Genomic DNA, 17,404 nt, shown 5'->3' with positions numbered 1-17,404 from the left:
AAATCAGCGATTTACTTGGGGAATGTGGGGTTATACGCCCTCTGCATTCGCTGTCCAAGGTAAAAGTTTGAAAAGACAGCCGCTGGAAGGTAGCGTCGCGTCAAACAATAAAGACATAGGCAGATGCACTTCAGCAGACGATACGGACGATCGAGCCATAAATTGCGTAGTTTGATTGCGGTTTTGGCAATCGCGACATGGGCTTGTCATGCGGGCGCGGAGCCGACGCACGGAATTGCAATGTATGGCGAACCTGCACTGCCTGCGGATTTTTCGGCCCTGCCCTATGCCAACCCCCTTGCCCCTAAAGGCGGACGAATCGTTACCGGCGAAGTGGGCGGATTCGACTCGCTCAATCCGTTTATCTTGAAAGGCCGTGCTCCATTCCAATTGTCGCCACTTACCGTGGAAACCCTAATGGCGCGGAGCTTGGATGAACCATTCACGCTTTACGGTTTGCTCGCCGAATCGATTGAAACGGATGAGGATCGCTCCTGGGTCGAATTCACGCTTCGGGAGGGCGCGCGTTTTTCCGACGGTTCTCCAGTGACGCCGGAGGATGTGCTGTGGTCCTTCCAGACCCTCTCCGAACAGGGTCATCCCCGTTATCGTGTCGCAGCGGACCGAATCGCCATGGCGGAGCAGACAGGACCACGCTCCGTGAGGTTCACCTTTTCGGCACCGGACCGGGAGCTGCCGCTACTTCTGGGCCTCCGCCCAGTCCTCAAGAAGGCACAGTGGGAAGGCCGGGATTTCGCCGCATCGGGGCTATCTGTCGTGCCGATCGGCTCCGGCCCCTACGTCGTCGCTGGTTTTGAGCCGGGACGTTCCATCGTCTTTCGTCGAAACCCGGATTGGTGGGGAAAAGACTTGCCCTTCAATCGTGGACTTCACAATCTGGATGAAGTCCGGGTGGAATATTTTGGTGACGGCGGCGCGATGTTCGAGGCTTTCAAGGCGGGCGTGCTGACCAGCTACCGAGAGCAGAATCCCGCTCGCTGGCAGCGTGCCTATGATTTCCCGGCCGTAAGAAACGGCAGCGTGGTGCGCGAGGAAATTCCGCATCATCGCCCATCCGGTATCTACGGTTTGGCCTTCAACACCCGCGATCCGCTTTTCACAGACTGGCGGGTGCGGGACGCGCTGATCCAAGCGTTCAACTTCGAGTTCATAAACCAGACTGTCAACGGCGGTACGGAACCCCGTATCACATCTTACTTTTCCAATTCTCCTCTAGCGATGGATCATGGTACGGCAGACGGGCGCGTGGCGCAGATGCTCCGTCCCTATGTGACGGAGCTGACGCCGGATGCACTGGATGCCTATGCCCTTCCGGTCGCGGACGGCACGGCGGCGAACCGGCTCAACCTGCGCCGCGCCATGCAACAGCTTTCCGCAGCAGGCTGGGAAGTGGATGGCGGGGGAACGCTCCGCAACGCTGCGGGCGAGCCCTTCTCATTCGAACTTCTGATGCCGCTTGGGTCCGGCGACCTCATGTCGGCTGTTACGATATACCGGCAAGCTCTTGCGCGTATTGGGATAAACATGCGCATCACCCAGGTTGACAGCGCCCAGTATACAGAACGCACGAACCGCTTCGACTTTGCGATGACTCCGGTAACGCGCGCGCTCTCCCTCTCACCCGGCAATGAGCAGCGGCTTTACTGGGGCTCAGAAGAGGCGCTGATGCAGGGAAGCCGCAACATAATGGGGATCCGTTCGCGCGCCGTCGACGACATGATCTCCGCCCTGCTCGCCGCACGGACGACCGAGGATTTCCGAACCGCTGTTCAGGCGCTCGACCGTGCACTTACCACTGGCCGCTACGTGATTCCCCTCTGGTTCGCCGACCGCTCGCGGGTTGCGCATGTGGAGGGGTTGAGGCATCCACAGACCCTGCCGGTCTATGGCGACTGGCCGGGCTTCCAGCCGGATGTCTGGTGGTTCGAAACAAAACAATAAACGGCAGAACGGGCAGGCAGATGACACGTTACCTTCTTGTCGCGGCGCTTCTTGCGCTTGGTGGATGCAATACGGTGGCCGGTGTGGGCGATGACATTTCGGGCGGCGCTCGCTGGGTCCAGGGCTGGTTCTGACGCGACTTGCGTGCGGCGGTCTCATACCGTAACCCCACCCGAACTCAGGAGGATGCGATGGTTACGCTCGACATCATTTCGGATATCGTCTGCCCATGGTGCTACATCGGCAAGACGCTTCTCGACCGGGCGCTCGAATCAGATGCCTCGCAACCTTTCACCGTCGCTTGGCATCCCTACCAGCTGAACCCGGAGATCCCGCAGGGCGGCATCCCGTATGCTGATTTCCTGCGGCTGAAATTCGGTGCTCCCGAGCGGGCCAGCGCAGTGCTTGTGAAAGTTACGGAAGCGGCGAAGGCGGCGGGCGCCGTCATCGACTACGTGGCCATCACACGGGAGCCGAACACGCTTGACGCGCACCGGCTGATCCATTGGGCAGGCCTGGAAGGGCGGCAGACACCCGTCGTCTCTGCCCTGTTCCGCGCCCATTGGCGGGAGGGGCGCGATATCGGATCACATGGCGTGCTGGCCGATATCGCCGGTGAAACCGGACTCGATCGCAAAATGATTCTCCGTCTGCTTGACAGTGACGCAGATCGGGAGGAGATTCAGCGAAGAATTCAGCACGCCCGTGATCGCGGGGTGCAGGGAGTTCCAACCTTCGTCATCGCGGACACCCATGTTCTCACCGGTGCTCAGCCGGTGGAAGTCTGGGCGGACGTGATTAAGCAGATCAAGGCCCAACTCACCTGACGGCGGGGGGCGCAAACCGGAAAGCGCCCCCGATGGCTGGCTCGCTTCTCTCCACCCAACGGCGTGGCGGACTTTTCAATCCGCGCGCGCAGCCGCCCTTCGGCGAGTTCGTCGCGCTGATCGCGATGATGTTTGCGACCATCGCGCTTTCCATTGACGCGATGCTGCCCGCACTGCCGCAGATCGCGCATGAGTTGGACCTCGCCAACCCGAATCGGGCGCAGATCATCATCCCGGTCTTTATGGCCGGCATCGGTCTGGGACAGCTTTTCGCAGGGCCGCTGTCGGACAGCTTCGGCCGCCGGCGGATCATCGTAATCGGCGTGGCGATCTACATCATGGGCTCGCTCACGGCCTATCTCTCCCATAGCTTCGAGTTGCTGCTGGTCGCGCGCTTCCTTCAGGGTATCGGAGCCTCAGCACCCCGGATCGTGGGTGTGGCCATTGTGCGGGACAGGTATGAGGGACGGATGATGGCGCGGGTGATGTCCTTCGTCATGACGCTGTTCATCCTTGTGCCCGCCATCGCGCCGCTGTTCGGGACCTTCGTGATTCACCTTGCCGGATGGCGCTCAATCTTCCTCGTTCTGGTGTTTGCCGGGGTGGTCATGGCGCTGTGGCTGCTCTCCCGCCAACCGGAGACGCTTGAAGTCAACCATCGTCGCCCGTTCTCTTTCCGCGCCATCGGCGGTGCGATGCGGGAGATTTTTGGCAACCGGTTGGTGGTCGTCTACCTGCTGGCGATGACCCTCGGTTTCGGGCCGCTGTTCGGCTTCATATCCTCCGTCCAGCAAATCTATGACGTGAGCTTCGGCATGGGCGAGAGCTTTGCGCTGTGGTTCGCCGCGCAGGCACTGATCGCGGGCACGGCGGGGCCGATTAACGCCACGCTGGTGATGCGCTTCGGCATGCGGCGGATGGCGTCCACCGCGTTCCTGATACAGGCGGTGCTTTCGGTCGTGATGTTCACACTGTGGCGGATCGGCGTATTCGAAAGCCATCCCTTCCCCGCCTTCTTCTGCTGGGCGGCCGCCGTCTTCTTCCTGAACGGTTTCATCTTCGGCAACCTGAACGCCCTCTCGCTGGAGCACCTTGGCCACATCGCCGGCAGCGCGGCTTCCGTTATCGGCGCCGTATCCACGGTTCTTGCGGTGCTGATCGCCTTCCCGATTGGTCAGGCCTTCGACGGGACGCCGATGCCGCTCATCTTCGGTATCACCTGCTGCGCCTGTGCAGGTTACCTGCTCATGCTGTACAGCCGCAAGCACGGTTGACGAATGGCCCGACCACCCCTGTCCGCTACCGCGACGGGCATCGCCTATATTCTGGCGGCAATGCTCTGCTTTTCCGTGCTGGACGCGATGGGCAAGGCGCTCCGGCTTGCCGGGCATCCTGTGGGGCAGATCGTCTGGGCGCGGAATGCCGGGCAATTCCTCATCGTGCTGCTCATCTTTCGCGCCGCGATTCCCGGTATCGCGCGGACCCGCCATCTTGGTCTGCACAGCCTTCGCGCGGTGAGTCAGCTTGGCGCGGCGGCGTTCTTCTTCCTGAGCCTCGGCTACATCGGGCTGGCGGAGGCGACGGCGATCATGGACCTGAACCCGGTGCTCATCACGCTCGGCGCGGCGCTGATCTTTGGTGAGAAGCTCGGCCCGCGGCGCATCGTGGGCATCGTGTTGGCGCTGCTTGGCGCGCTCATCATCATCCGGCCGGGAAGCTCCATGTTCACCCCTGCCGCCTTCCTGCCCCTCATCGGTGCTGTCTGCTACACCTCGTTCGCGCTCGCCACACGGAAGGTGGGACGGAGCGAGAATGTCTGGACGGCGATGTTCTGGTCCGGCGCCGTTGCGACATTGCTCACGAGCCTTCTCCTCCCGTGGCAATGGGTGACACCCGCAGCCGGGAGCCTGTTGCTGTTTGCCGGTGTGGGCATCGCCGGAACGCTGGCGCAGCTTTTCATGATCCGTGCCTTCGCGCTGGCCGATGCGGGTGTGATCGCACCCTTCGGCTACATCGGCATCCTGTTTGCTACCGTATGGGGCTATGTCTTCTTCGGAGAGATTCCCGATATCTGGGTCGGCGTGGGCGCGCTTGTGATCGTCGGAGCAGGACTTTATGTCTGGCACCGCGAAACACGGGCGCGGCAGGAGCAGGTCGCCGCAGACTAGAGGGTGGCATGCCGCAGGAAGACGCCGCAGAAGGAACACGTATCCGCGCAAAGGACCGGATCACCGACATTGTCGGCCGCATCCTGATGGGCGGGTTGCGGCTGATCCCTTACGAGCGGCGCATCCCACTGGCCGGATGGGTCTTTTCCCGACTCGTGGCCCCGGTTGCGGGCTATCGCAAGCGCATACGGGAAAATCTGGCGCTCATCTTTCCCGACATGGCACCCGCCGAGGTGCGGCGTCTTTGCCGCGACGTTCCCGACAATGTCGGCCGTAGCCTTGTCGAGCTGTTTTCTGGCGAGGAGTTTCTGGCCCGTGTCTCCGGCACTCCGGTGCGTGGTCCAGGCGTGGACGCGGTCGCTGCGGCGCAGGCTGCGGGTCGTCCGGTCATTATCGTGTCAGGTCACTTCGGCAATTTCAACGCGGCTCGCCCGGTTCTGGCAGCCAAGGGCTACAAGGTCGGCGCACTCTACCGGCCGATGGACAATCCTCTGTTTCATGACGCCTATATCGCCGCGATGGAATCGCTGTCCAAGCCGCTGTTCTCCCGCTCCCGGCGGGGCATGGCGGAGATGCTGCGCTTCCTGCGCTCCGGCGGGCTGGTGGCTATACTTATAGATCAGGCGATGACGGGGGAGCCCGCACTGACCTTCTTCGGTCATCCGGCGCATACCTCGCTTTCCGCCGCGGAGCTTGCGCTGCGGTACGACGCGCTGATCGCCCCTGGCTACGTCATCCGCAAGGACAACGGTCTGGACTTCGACATGTGGATCGAGGCACCGCTGGACCATACCGATCCCATGACGATGACACAGGCGCTGAACGACAGTCTGGAGGCGCAGGTCAGGGAGCATATGGACCAATGGTTCTGGATCCATCGCCGCTGGAAGCCGGCGCGTCAGCGGGCATAGGACAGGCGTCCAGGGTTTCCATTCGGCCTTCGCGAATACGCCATACCACGCCCTGACGGTCTTCCAGCGCCGATAGCTCCGCTTCCGCCAGCCCCAGCGCCGCGCCGCGCAGGTAGCGGGAAAAGAAGCCATGCGTGACAAGGACGGCCGGGCCTTCAAGCCGGGCGAGAACCGCTTCCGCGCGCGCCCGCAGATGGGCGAGCGGCTCTCCTCCCGGCGCAGCGGCATACCATGCGAGAGGGTCGGACACTGTTGCAGAAGCCGGCCAGCGAAGGGCGATCTCGTCAATCGTCAGCCCCTCCCACGCACCCATGCCGATTTCCCTGAGATCCGGCTCCAGCTCCACAGCGCCAAGCGCGCCAAGCGCGATGTCTGCCGTTTTGAGAGCCCGGCCCAGCGGACTGGACAGGAAACGCCACCCTCGCCAGTCCACCTGATTCGCTTGCAAAAGGCGACATATCGCCCGTGCCTGAGCTTCTCCCGCCGGTGTCAGGGCTGAATCCTGCCACCCCTGCATCCGCCGCTCGCGGTTCCAAAACGTTTCGCCGTGGCGAAGGATCAGCAACTCAGTCATGAAGGAGTCAAAAGTATGGGTTGATGCCGGGATAGACGGGGCTAGCGCTTGCGTCCACACGCCAAAGGCGACTAGCATCTTTTAAAACAAATGTGTTTGAAAGAGGAGATGGCATGAGGATCGACAATCCGCTCACTCTCTCCCCCTATCAACACCCGGTCGCGAGTGTTTCCGTGGATGACGAGCTTGCAGAGGTCCTGTCCATGGCAGCGGATGCGGCGCACTCCCAAGTGGCGGCGCTACTGGCCCTCTGCCCACTGGGGGCAAAGGTTTTTGCGGGGCGCGGGCTGCTCCGACATCCCGACGGCTATATCCCCATCACCGCGAGCGTATATGAGCGCATGTTCCCCACCAATAGCGCCGTCACCGTGCCCGCCGGACATCTTCCGACCGATATACGTCGCATCCTCTCGTCCGAATCTTCAGGCAGCTATCTTGCCTTTCCGATTTCCGTAGACTTTGACCGCCATGCCATTCTGATCCTCCGGCGCGAGGGTCCAGCAGGCTGGCCGGAGACCGAGATTGCGCATCTGCAACGCTTTGCCCGGCTGATCCAGCTCAGACTGCGCAACATGCTGGATTCGCTGCCGGCGCAGACTGTCTTCGAGCAGAGCGATTCCGGTCTGTTGATCGGGCGCTTCCTCACCGACGAGACCGGAGGGGCAAGCGATCTGATCATCGAAAATGCCAACGAGGCCTTTCGTGGCTTTGTCGGAAATGACGTGTCGGACCGGCTTTTGACGCTTTGGCCCGATGCGACCGTGATTCTCGCCGCCGCAGCAACGCTAATGCCCGATTCTCCTATGCAGCAGCTGGAGATTCCGGGGCCGTGCGGCGGGAACGAATGGTTTGAAGCTCGCTTCCGCCGGCTGGCGGATGACAGGCTGCTGCTGCTGGTGACGGAAGTAAGCGAACGGCGGCGGCTCTTTCAACGGCTCGTGGAACAGGAGGAGCGGCGGCGTCTGGCCAACCGTCTGGCAGAACTGGGTGTCTGGGACTTCGACCCCGCGACTGGCGATGTGACGGTGGATGACAACCTTCGGGGCATGTTCGGCGTGATCGGTGCGCGACCGATCGGTTTTGCTCAGGTGCTCCGCGCCATCCCCAAAGCAGATCGCCGTCGCGCCCGGAAGGAAGCCGCGGCTCTCCTCCTCACCGAAAACCGGGAGGGGGTGAGCTTCCCTATCCGCGTGAAGGGAATCGACGACGGCATCATGCGCCACGTCATGCTCAGCGGTGTCCGCATGACGCGGCACGACGGGCGTCCGGCATGGCTGATCGGCGCTGCCCGCGATATCACCTCGAGGGTAGAGCGGGAGGAGCGGGACCGTCTGCTGCATCAGGAGCTTGGCCATCGGCTGAAGAACACGGTGACGCTGGTGCTCGGACTGGTCAACCAGACCTTCCGCACCTCCCGCGACATTGAGGGTGCCCGCACCGCGCTTCTGTCACGCATTCGGGCGCTCGGCGCGGCGCACGAGCATCTCCTGCTTGGTGACACCAACGGTGCGCGGTTCGAGGATGTGGTCCTGGGCGCGCTCGCCTTCGGTGAGTTCGAGCCGGAGCGCATCAGCGCCTCGGGACCGGAACTCCGGGTTGGTCAGCGGTCTGCGCTCCACCTAGCGCTCGTGCTGCATGAACTGGTTACCAATGCGGTGAAATACGGCGCCCTCTCCTCCGACGCAGGCCGTATCGCGATACATTGGTCGATCGAGGATCAGAATGCCGTCATGGAATGGCAGGAGAGTGGCGGGCCTCGCGTTACCCCGCCGACCCGGTCCAGCTTCGGTACGCGGCTCATTGCCTCCGGGCTGACAGGCGGCGGACAGGCGGCGGCGGACATCCAGTATCGCCCGGAGGGGTTCTACTGCCACCTGTCCGCCCCGCTTTCCGAACTGGCGGGTTAGACGCCGTCCTCCATGCGCTCCATCAGGCCGGTGCGCAGGAATATCTGTTTCTCCACTTCACAGATCACGAACACCGCCAGACCGAAAAGCATCACCACCGCGCCATCCGCCAAGGTCAGCGGGCGGGTATCGAACAACTCCTGCATGACCGGCAGATAGGTGAAAAGAAGCTGCGCTACCACGACCACCGCCACAGCACCCAGCACCGCCGGCGTCCCCTTGAAGCCGACTGCCCGGAGCGACCGGACATGCATGTAGCGGACGTTGAACAGGTAGAATATCTCCATCACTACCACGGCGTTCACGGCAAGCGTCCGCTGCCCGGCAAGATCATAGCCTTTGGCCGCACCATAGGCAGATATCCCGAACACGCCGATAGCGAACAGCAAGGACACCAGAACCACGCGCCAAAGCATGAAGGGCGTCAGAAGTTGCGCCCCGGCAGGACGCGGCCTGCGTTCCATCACATCCGGTTCCGGCGGTTCGAAGGCCAGGACGAGTCCCAGAGTCGCCGATAGGATCAAGTTGATCCAAAGGATCTGCACCGCCGACATGGGCACCGGCCAGGCCAGCAGCAGCGCCATGATGACTGCCACCGCTTCGCCCCCGTTGGTCGGCAGCGTCCAGGAGATAACCTTGCGGATGTTGTCGAAAACGGTCCGGCCTTCTTTCACGGCAGCGACGATGGTGGCGAAATTATCATCGGTCAGAACCATCTCTGCCGCCTGACGAGCGGCCTCCGTCCCCTTCCGTCCCATCGCGATACCGACATCGGCCTGCTTGAGCGCGGGAGCATCGTTTACTCCGTCGCCTGTCATGGCCACGACCTCTCCCCGCGATTGCAGGGCACGCACGATGCGCAGCTTGTGCTCCGGGCTGGCGCGCGCGAAAACCGTCGTACGTTCCGCAACATCGGCAAGATCGGTGTCGGTCAGTGCCTCGACCTCCGCGCCGGTTGTCGCCAGCGGATTTTCCGCCATGCCGAGCTGCCCGGCGATGGCCCGGGCGGTAAGGACGTGATCTCCCGTGATCATCTTCACCGCGATTCCCGCCGAGCGGCACAGGGCAACCGCTTCGGTCGCCTCCGGTCGGGGAGGATCGATGAATCCGGCAATGCCGAGGAAGGTGAAGCCGCGTTCCATATCCGTCATCGCAAGGTCGTCGCGAACAGCGGGGCGTTCGGCAAAGCCCAGCACCCGCTGGCCAGCCTCCGCCAGCGCGTTGATCCGCTGCTGCCAGACCAGCGCATCAAGCGGCCCGGCGCTGTCGCTGTCGCACATGGCAAGCACTGCCTCCGGCGCGCCCTTCACGCGGATCATCCGCCCCTCGGGGCCGTTGGTCAGCACGGCAAGGAAGCGGTATTCCGCATCGAACGGAATGACATCCAGCAGAGGCTCCGATTCTCGCTCGACATCCCCCATCCCGGCCTTGGCTGCTACGGCGAGCAGTGCGCCGTCCATCGGATCGCCCGCAACGCGCCAAGTTCCGTCCCGCTGGATGATCTTGCCATCGTTCGCGAGCATCCCGGCGCGAAGCAGGCGCACGGCGCCGTCCGGAGAGACCTGCTGCCCGTTGCGAATGAACCGGCCCTCTGGCGCATAGCCTGCGCCCTCCACCCGCCAATCGCCCTCGGGCGTCACGATGCGCGCGACCATCATTTCGTTCAGGGTGAGCGTACCTGTCTTGTCGGAGCAGATTGTGCGTGTCGCGCCCAGCGTTTCCACCGCCGGAAGCTTGCGAATGATGGCATGGCGCGCAGCCATTCGCCGTACCCCGATGGCCAGCGTGATCGTGATGACGGCGGGGAGACCCTCCGGGATCACGCCGACGGCCAGCGCGACCGAGATCAGCAGCGCCTCCTCCCAGCCGTAGGCATCGACGAAGTGGGCATAAAGAAACACGGCTACCGCACCGATGAGCGCGACGAGAGTGAACTGTCGTCCAAAACGGTTGATCTTCTGAAGGAGCGGCGTCGTTCCGGTTTCCACTTCGCCGATCATTGCGCTGATCCGCCCGATCTCGGCCCGCGAGCCGGTGCCGACGACCAGTCCCTGCGCCTGCCCCGTCGCGACCAGCGTGCCGGAGAATGCCATGTCCGAGCGGTCGCCGATCGCGGCAGCGGCACTAACGGGCCGGGTGTCTTTCTGCACGGGAACGGATTCACCGGTCAGGATGGACTCGTCGATCACAAGGTGCCGTGCGCGCAGCAGGCGGAGATCGGCGGGCACCTGATCCCCCGCCTCCAGCAGCACGACATCCCCCGGGACCAGATCGCGCGTGTCCACCTCCATCCTCTCGCCATCCCGCAAGGCGACGGCATGGGGCGCGATCAGCGCCCGGATGGCGGAAAGCGCCTGTTCCGCCTTTCCTTCCTGAACGAAGCCTACGATGGCATTGGCAAGCACCACGGCGAGGATGACGCCCGCATCAACCGGATGGCCAAGTAGCAGTGCGGCTGCGGCAGCCGCGATGAGAAAATAGATCAACACGTTGTTGAACTGAGCGAGTAGCCGGACGATCGCGGGCCGTGCAGCCTGCTCCGGCAGGTCGTTGGGTCCGTAGCGGGTCAGCCGCTCGGCCGCTTCGGCTGAGGCCAATCCCTCCGTACCGGCACCCAATCGGCCTGCCGCGGCCTCCGCTGTCAGAGCATGCCACGGATCATCCGACGCATCGGTCTGATCCAATGACGGAGCGGGTTTGGAGGTCTGGATTTGCACGTATCGTCTCCTGCGATCCCTCGTAGCTAAGGTAGGCGCGGGATCCGCATGAACAAACGACAAATATCGGGCAACACTATGGAGGTGGCCGCGCTCCTCCCCGTCACTTCCCCGTCAGCCGGAGGTGCCGCAAGTGATACGGCCTTGAACTGGCGCACGCTGCCGTTAGGTTCCGCGGGGCAAGCGCCTTTCCGGGCGCCATCCAGCGGAAATCTGCGGAGGTTTTCATGCCGCGCCTGACCGGCCTTTTCGTTCTCGCCCTTGTCGCGCTCCCTGCTGCGATACCGCTCGTCCGGCCTGCGATGGCCGCAGAGGCGGTCACGACCTTCTCCCTTCCCAACGGCATGCAGGCCATCGTGGTGGAGGATCACCGCGCCCCCGTCGTGGTGCATATGGTCTGGTACAAGGTGGGGTCCGCCGACGAGAAAGCCGGCACCTCCGGCATCGCGCATTTCCTTGAGCACCTCATGTTCAAGGGCACAGACAAGATGGCATCGGGCGAATTCTCCAGAGTGGTGGAGGCGCAGGGCGGCAACGACAACGCTTTCACCTCCTATGACTATACCGGATATTTTCAGCGGGTGGCCGCCAACCGGCTTGATCTGATGATGCAGATGGAAGCGGACCGGATGCGGAACCTTCATCTGACGGAGGAGGAGGTCACCACAGAACGCGCCGTGATCCTTGAGGAACGCAACCAGCGGGTGGAGAACGATCCGAGCTCCCTGTTGAACGAACAGCAACGCGCGGCGCAGTATCTCAACCATCGTTACGGTATACCGGTGATCGGCTGGCGGCATGAGATGGAAAAGCTCGACCGGCAGGATGCGTTGGACTTCTACCGGACCTACTACGCGCCGAACAACGCGATCCTCGTCGTCTCCGGCGATGTGGACCCGGCAGAGGTGAAACGGCTGGCAGAGGAAAACTACGGCCCGCTGAAACCGTCCGAGAACCTGCCCCCCCGCATCCGACCGCAGGAGCCGCCGCAGATCGCCGCCCGCCGCGTGACGCTGGAGGATGGCCGCGTCGCCCGTCCCTACGTCATGCGCACCTATCTCGCGCCCGAGCGGAATACCGGCGATCAAAAGGAGGCGGCTGCGCTGACCGTGCTGGCGGAACTGCTGGGTGGCGATCCCGGAACCTCCGTTCTGGGACAGAAGCTTCAGTTCGAAACGCAGGCGGCGCTTTCCACGGGCGCATTCTACGATGGCGTGGCGGTGGATCCCACGACCTTCGGCCTCTATATCGTGCCGGCCGCGAACGAGGGGCTGGCGGAAGCGGAAGCCGCGCTGGACAAGGCTCTGGCGGAGTTCATGACGGAGGGGGTGAATGCCGAGCAGCTTGAGCGGATCAAGACACAGCTCCGCGCCTCCGACATCTATGAACTGGACAATGTGGACCGTATCGCCCGCCGCTACGGAGAGGCCCTGTCCGTCGGGCTGACTGTTGAAGACGTGCAGGCGTGGCCCGAAACGCTGCGCGCGGTGACGGCCGACGACGTGATGGCTGCGGCGCATGAGGTTTTTGACCTCCGTCGCTCCGTCACCGCCTGGCTGACGCGGCCCGCCGATGCGCCCGAGCCGCCCCCCAATGCCCCAATCGCCGGCCCCGCCGCGGGAGACATCGCCCAATGATCCGCTTCGCCTTTACCCTCGCTACGGGCATCGCCTTCGCATTCCCTGCTCTCGCCGCCGTAGATATACAGGAAGTGACCTCTCCCGGAGGCATCAAGGCGTGGTTGGTGGAAGAGCATTCCATCCCCTTCACCGCCCTGGAGATCCGCTTCAAGGGCGGTGCCAGCCTTGATGCCGAGGGAAAGCGCGGCGCGATCAATCTGATGTCCGGCCTGCTGGACGAAGGTGCGGGCGATCTGGATTCGCGCGCCTTCTCCGCGGCGCGGGAGAACCTCGCGGCCAGCATCCGGTTCAACGCCTCCGATGATGCGGTTTCCGTCTCCGCCCGCTTCCTGACGGAAAACCGGGCACAGGCGGTGGACCTGATCCGCATGGCGGTAACCGAGCCGCGCTTCGACGAGGATGCCATAGACAGGGTCCGGGGGCAGGTTCTGGCCTCGATCGCTTCCGACGCGCGTGACCCGAACGCCATCGCCGCGCATACCTTCGCCCATCTCGCCTTCCCCGATGACCCTTATGGAACCGCCATCGACGGGACGGAGGAGAGCGTCCGCGCCCTCACCCGGGACGACCTGATCGCAGCGAAGGATCGCGTCATGGCCCGCGACCGCGTGGTCGTCTCTGCCGTGGGGGACATCGGCGCGGACGAACTCGGGCGCATACTGGATGAAATCCTCGGGCCTCTTCCCGCGACGGGGGCCGAAATGCCGCCAGCCGTCTCCTATGATCTGGCGGGCGGCACGACGGTGGTGGATTTCGATACGCCGCAGTCCGTGATCCTATTCGGCCAGCCGGGGATCGACCGCGACGATCCCGATTTCTTCCCGGCCTTCGTTCTGAACGAGGTGCTGGGCGGCGGACGTTTCACCGCGCGGCTGATGAAGGAGGTGCGGGAGAAGCGCGGGCTGACCTACGGCATCTACACCTCCATCGCCAACTACGACCGCGCCTCCTATATCGTGGGGTCGGTTGCGACGGTGAATGCGCGCGCAGGTGAGACGCTCTCCGTCATCCGTGACGAATGGGCCAAGGCGCAGGCGGACGGCATCACGCAGGAGGAGCTGGACGCGACCAAGACCTACCTGATCGGCGCCTACCCGCTGCGTTTCGATGGCAATGCGACCATCGCGCGGATCCTTGTCGGCATGCAGGCGCAGGGCTACGGTCCCGACTACATCACCAGGCGCAACGACTTCATCGAGGCCGTGACGCTGGAGGATGTAAAGCGCGTGGCGGCAAAGCGGCTAGCCCCGGAGAAGCTGCATTTCGTCGTGGTCGGCCATCCCGAGGGCGTGACGGCGAACTGATTGGGCTTTGAGTCGCGTCGGGCGGCATGCTACACCATGGGCCATGCAAGCCGCTCGCCACAACATATCGACCGACGCGCCGGTAATCCGGCAGCTTGACGAGTCCGTCATCAACCGGATTGCCGCCGGTGAAGTGGTGGAGCGGCCCGCCTCCGCCGTTAAGGAACTGGTGGAAAACGCGCTGGACGCAGGCGCGCGGCGCATCGACATCGCCTATGCGGACGGGGGCAAGACACTCATCCGTGTCACGGACGACGGATGCGGAATGCGGCCTGCGGATCTGCCGCTCGCCCTGTCCCGCCACGCAACGTCCAAGATCGACGGGTCTGACCTGCTTGCCATCCATTCCTTCGGCTTCAGGGGGGAAGCGCTGCCCTCCCTTGGCGCGGTGGGCCGGCTCACCGTCACCTCCCGAGCAAAGGGGGAGGAGGCCGCCTCCCTTCGGGTTGCGGGCGGTGTGCCGGAGGGGGTACGTCCTGCGGCTCTCGGCGGCGGAACGGTCGTCGAGCTGCGCGATCTGTTCTATGCCACACCGGCGCGGCTGAAGTTCCTGCGTTCTGACCGGGCGGAGGTTCAGGCGATCGGAGAGGTCGTCCGCCGCCTCGCCATGGCGGAGCCGTCCGTCGCCTTCACCCTGCGCGACGAGACGGCGGATCGCACCATCCTGAGGCTGGAGGCGGAACAGGGCGATCTGTTCGACGCACTGCATCGCAGGCTGGCCCGGATCATCGGTAATGACTTCGCCGAAAACGCCCTGCCCATAGAAGCGGAACGGGAAGGGCTGCGGCTTTCCGGTTATGCGGCGCTCCCCACCTATTCCCGGGGGTCGGCGGTGGCACAGTATCTGTTCGTGAACGGGCGTCCGGTGGCGGACCGTCTGCTGATCGGAGCGCTTCGGGGCGCCTATTCGGATTTCCTCAGCCGTGACCGCCATCCAGCTGCCGTGCTGTTTCTGGACTGCGACCCGCACCGGGTGGATGTGAATGTCCACCCCGCCAAGGCGGAGGTCCGATTCCGCGAACCCGCCCTCGCCCGCGGGCTGATCGTCACTGCGCTTCGTCATGCGCTGGCAGAGGCGGGGCATCGAGCTTCCTCCACCGTCGGAGCGGAAACGCTGGCCGCCTTCCGTGCGGAGGAACCTCCGGCCCAGCCGCGAATCTACCAGATGGACCTGGCGAGCCGTCCACTGCGCCCGTCACCGCAGGCGTTGGGCATAGCCTATGCCGCGCAGGCTCCCGGATTTGCGGAAGCTCCCGCCGCACCGGTTTCCGCCCGCAGCGAAGTGCCTTCCGACATGCCAGAGGGCAGCCAACCGCTCGGCGCCGCGCGGGCGCAGGTGCATGAGAACTACATCATCGCCCAGACACAGGACGGCATCGTCATCGTCGATCAACATGCGGCGCATGAACGTCTGGTCTATGAGCGTCTGAAGCGGCAGATGTCGGAGCACGGCATTGCCCGGCAGGCGCTGCTGATCCCGGAGGTCGTGGAACTCTCCAGCAGCGATGCGGAGCGGCTCCTGGACCACGTGGCGGAGCTTGCGGACCTCGGGCTCATCATCGAACCGTTCGGGGCGGGAGCCGTCGCAGTGCGCGAGGTTCCCGCGCTTCTGGGAACGGCAGAGGCCGCACCGCTCCTCCGCGACATTCTCGACGAGCTTGTGGATATGGGAGAGAGCCGCACCCTGCGCGGACGCCTCGACGCAGTGCTCTCCCGTATGGCGTGCCACGGGTCAGTGCGCTCCGGGCGATGGATGCGGGCGGAAGAGATGAACGCCCTCCTGCGCGAGATGGAAGCAACGCCCCACTCCGGCCAGTGCAATCATGGCCGACCGACCTACGTGGAACTGAAGCTGTCCGACATCGAACGGCTGTTTGGCCGCCGCTGACAGGTATCGCCCGGAACGCGGAGGCGCGGGCCGCCGTCAGCTCTTGATCGGCTTGCCCACGTGTTTGCGCAGACGCGAGGGGGTGGATTTCTTCTTTGCCCGGTACGGGTTCTTGTCCGACTGGCTGCGCAGCGTCAGGCGGATCGGCGTTCCGGGCATGTCGAAGGAATCACGCAGCCCGTTCACCAGATAGCGGCGATAGCTTTCCGGCAACTGATCCGGGTGGGAGCACATCAGGACAAAGCCCGGGGGCCGTGTCTTGACCTGCGTCATGTAGCGCAGACGGATACGCCGGCCTCCCGGCGCGGGCGGTGGATGGGCCTCCGTCATGGCGCCGAGCCACTGGTTCAGCTTCGCGGTCGTGATGCGGCGGTTCCAGACCTGATAGGCGGAGATGATCGCGTCATGCAGCCGATCCAACCCGCGCCCCGTCGCCGCAGAAACGGTGACGAGCGGCGCACCCCGAAGCTGCGGGAGGGAACGGTCGAACTGCTCCTTCAACTCGCGAAGCTTCTCCTGCCGATCTTCCACCAGATCCCATTTGTTGACAGCAATGACGACCGCGCGCCCTTCGGTCTCGGCGAAATCCGCGATGCGCAGGTCCTGCTGCTCAAACGGGATTTCCACATCGAGCAGCACGACCACCACTTCGGCGAACCGCACGGCGCGAAGACCGTCGGAGACGGAGAGCTTCTCAAGCTTGTCCACCACCTTGGCCCGCTTGCGCATCCCCGCCGTATCGAAGATGCGGATGGGGGTGCCCTGCCAGTCCGCCGCGACGGAGATCGCGTCGCGCGTGATGCCTGCCTCGGGGCCGGTCAGCAGGCGATCCTCACCGATAATCCGGTTGATGAGCGTTGATTTCCCGGCATTGGGCCGCCCGATGACGGCGATCTGAAGCGGCTTCGCGCGCGTTGGAACGGGAACAGCCTCCTCGTCCGTCTCCCCCTCGGTCACATCGACATCCGTGACGGGAGCATAGTCGGTGGCGCGCGCCTCGAACTCGTCCGACAGTGGCACGAGGACGCGGTAGAGATCGTCCATCCCCTCGCCATGCTCGGCCGAAAGGCGCAGCGGCTCGCCGAGGCCAAGAGACCACGCCTCCAGCGCGCCATCCTCGCCAGCGCGCCCCTCTGCCTTGTTCACGCCGAGGATGACATGGGCGTTCTTGCGGCGCAGGATATCAGCAAAGCCCTGATCCGCCGCCGTGATCCCCGCGCGTCCGTCGACGAGGAACAGGCAGATGTCCGCCATTTCCACCGCGCGCTCCGTCAGGCGGCGCATCCGGCCCTGAAGGCTATCGTCGGTCGCCTCCTCCAGCCCCGCCGTGTCGATCACGGTGAAGCGGAGATCGCCCAGCCGCGCCTCGCCTTCGCGCAGGTCGCGGGTTACACCCGGCTGGTCATCGACAAGGGCGAGCCGCTTGCCGACGAGCCGGTTGAACAGCGTGGACTTGCCGACATTGGGCCGCCCGACGATGGCGAGGGTGAAGGACATGACATGACT

The 17,404-nt window shown here is 64.0% G+C and carries 13 protein-coding genes; 10 read left to right on the top strand and 3 right to left on the bottom strand.

The annotated features are described in order from the left end of the window. Nucleotides 1-123 precede the first annotated feature (123 nt). Genes CG51_RS16545 through CG51_RS16525 form a run of 6 tightly spaced genes read left to right on the top strand, consistent with a single transcriptional unit; the run spans nucleotide 124 to nucleotide 5,868 of the window. Nucleotides 124-1,962, top strand: coding sequence for an extracellular solute-binding protein (locus CG51_RS16545; protein ID WP_416171655.1), 1,839 nt, complete (start codon nucleotides 124-126; stop codon nucleotides 1,960-1,962). A 20-nt stretch (nucleotides 1,963-1,982) separates the two neighbouring features. Next, nucleotides 1,983-2,096 (top strand): entericidin EcnA/B family protein, encoded by a 114-nt coding sequence (locus tag CG51_RS19710; protein WP_084683926.1) that lies wholly within the window; start codon nucleotides 1,983-1,985, stop codon nucleotides 2,094-2,096. Nucleotides 2,097-2,153: 57 nt separating this feature from the next. Next, on the top strand, nucleotides 2,154-2,789 hold the full coding sequence (locus CG51_RS16540; protein ID WP_035746861.1) for a DsbA family oxidoreductase: 636 nt from the start codon (nucleotides 2,154-2,156) through the stop codon (nucleotides 2,787-2,789). Between the two features lie 32 nt (nucleotides 2,790-2,821). Further along, nucleotides 2,822-4,063 carry a multidrug effflux MFS transporter gene (locus CG51_RS16535; protein WP_084695244.1) on the top strand — a complete coding sequence of 414 codons (1,242 nt, stop codon included), beginning with the start codon at nucleotides 2,822-2,824 and terminating at the stop codon, nucleotides 4,061-4,063. A 3-nt stretch (nucleotides 4,064-4,066) separates the two neighbouring features. Next, the gene (locus CG51_RS16530) at nucleotides 4,067-4,957 is read left to right on the top strand and encodes a DMT family transporter (RefSeq protein WP_035746859.1); all 891 of its coding nucleotides are present in this window, start codon (nucleotides 4,067-4,069) and stop codon (nucleotides 4,955-4,957) included. Nucleotides 4,958-4,965: 8 nt separating this feature from the next. Then, entirely contained in the window at nucleotides 4,966-5,868 is a 903-nt protein-coding gene (locus tag CG51_RS16525; RefSeq protein ID WP_051930772.1) for a lysophospholipid acyltransferase family protein, read from the top strand. On the opposite strand, the gene CG51_RS16520 is transcribed toward CG51_RS16525, so the two are convergent. Beyond that, nucleotides 5,801-6,442, bottom strand: coding sequence for a histidine phosphatase family protein (locus CG51_RS16520; RefSeq protein ID WP_084695243.1), 642 nt, complete (start codon nucleotides 6,440-6,442; stop codon nucleotides 5,801-5,803). The genes CG51_RS16525 and CG51_RS16520 overlap by 68 nt on opposite strands. A 113-nt stretch (nucleotides 6,443-6,555) precedes the next feature. Here CG51_RS16520 and CG51_RS19280 point away from each other — a divergent pair, with 113 nt between their 5' ends. After that, complete coding sequence (locus CG51_RS19280; RefSeq protein WP_051930769.1) at nucleotides 6,556-8,349, top strand: sensor histidine kinase; 1,794 nt, start codon at nucleotides 6,556-6,558, stop codon at nucleotides 8,347-8,349. Here CG51_RS19280 and CG51_RS16510 read toward each other — a convergent pair. After that, complete coding sequence (locus tag CG51_RS16510; RefSeq protein WP_233141249.1) at nucleotides 8,346-11,066, bottom strand: HAD-IC family P-type ATPase; 2,721 nt, start codon at nucleotides 11,064-11,066, stop codon at nucleotides 8,346-8,348. The two genes, CG51_RS19280 and CG51_RS16510, sit on opposite strands and share 4 nt — an antisense overlap. 227 nt (nucleotides 11,067-11,293) lie before the next feature. Between CG51_RS16510 and CG51_RS16505 the strand changes: the two genes are divergently transcribed. From CG51_RS16505 to mutL, 3 genes are read left to right on the top strand one after another with little or no spacing between them, the layout of a single operon-like run. Next, nucleotides 11,294-12,703 (top strand): M16 family metallopeptidase, encoded by a 1,410-nt coding sequence (locus tag CG51_RS16505; RefSeq protein ID WP_084695242.1) that lies wholly within the window; start codon nucleotides 11,294-11,296, stop codon nucleotides 12,701-12,703. Continuing rightward, a complete protein-coding gene (locus CG51_RS16500; protein ID WP_051930768.1) occupies nucleotides 12,700-14,010 on the top strand; it encodes a M16 family metallopeptidase in 1,311 nt (436 codons plus the stop codon). Before CG51_RS16505 ends, CG51_RS16500 begins: the two co-directional genes overlap by 4 nt. Before the next feature lie 43 nt (nucleotides 14,011-14,053). Further along, the gene (gene mutL, locus CG51_RS16495; RefSeq protein ID WP_035746857.1) at nucleotides 14,054-15,898 is read left to right on the top strand and encodes a DNA mismatch repair endonuclease MutL; all 1,845 of its coding nucleotides are present in this window, start codon (nucleotides 14,054-14,056) and stop codon (nucleotides 15,896-15,898) included. A gap of 36 nt (nucleotides 15,899-15,934) precedes the next feature. Here the strand turns inward: mutL and der are convergent, their stop codons facing one another. After that, a complete protein-coding gene (gene der / locus CG51_RS16490; protein WP_035746856.1) occupies nucleotides 15,935-17,395 on the bottom strand; it encodes a ribosome biogenesis GTPase Der in 1,461 nt (486 codons plus the stop codon). Between the last annotated feature and the right edge of the window lie 9 nt (nucleotides 17,396-17,404).

Origin of the sequence: Haematobacter missouriensis (genome assembly GCF_000740775.1) — a bacterium.
Lineage (GTDB): Bacteria > Pseudomonadota > Alphaproteobacteria > Rhodobacterales > Rhodobacteraceae > Haematobacter > Haematobacter missouriensis.
The sequence above is the reverse complement of the archived record's forward strand: the minus strand, read 5'-3'. Positions and strand labels throughout refer to the sequence as shown.

Excerpts from the sequence above, each read along its gene's own strand:
- CG51_RS16545 (WP_416171655.1), top strand. The coding sequence starts at position 124 with ATGCACTTCAGCAGACGATACGGACGATCGAGCCATAAATTGCGTAGT.
- CG51_RS19710 (WP_084683926.1), top strand. The coding sequence starts at position 1,983 with ATGACACGTTACCTTCTTGTCGCGGCGCTTCTTGCGCTTGGTGGATGC.
- CG51_RS16540 (WP_035746861.1), top strand. The coding sequence starts at position 2,154 with ATGGTTACGCTCGACATCATTTCGGATATCGTCTGCCCATGGTGCTAC.
- CG51_RS16535 (WP_084695244.1), top strand. The coding sequence starts at position 2,822 with ATGGCTGGCTCGCTTCTCTCCACCCAACGGCGTGGCGGACTTTTCAAT.
- CG51_RS16530 (WP_035746859.1), top strand. The coding sequence starts at position 4,067 with ATGGCCCGACCACCCCTGTCCGCTACCGCGACGGGCATCGCCTATATT.
- CG51_RS16525 (WP_051930772.1), top strand. The coding sequence starts at position 4,966 with ATGCCGCAGGAAGACGCCGCAGAAGGAACACGTATCCGCGCAAAGGAC.
- CG51_RS16520 (WP_084695243.1), bottom strand. The coding sequence starts at position 6,442 with ATGACTGAGTTGCTGATCCTTCGCCACGGCGAAACGTTTTGGAACCGC.
- CG51_RS19280 (WP_051930769.1), top strand. The coding sequence starts at position 6,556 with ATGAGGATCGACAATCCGCTCACTCTCTCCCCCTATCAACACCCGGTC.
- CG51_RS16505 (WP_084695242.1), top strand. The coding sequence starts at position 11,294 with ATGCCGCGCCTGACCGGCCTTTTCGTTCTCGCCCTTGTCGCGCTCCCT.
- CG51_RS16500 (WP_051930768.1), top strand. The coding sequence starts at position 12,700 with ATGATCCGCTTCGCCTTTACCCTCGCTACGGGCATCGCCTTCGCATTC.
- mutL (WP_035746857.1), top strand. The coding sequence starts at position 14,054 with ATGCAAGCCGCTCGCCACAACATATCGACCGACGCGCCGGTAATCCGG.
- der (WP_035746856.1), bottom strand. The coding sequence starts at position 17,395 with ATGTCCTTCACCCTCGCCATCGTCGGGCGGCCCAATGTCGGCAAGTCC.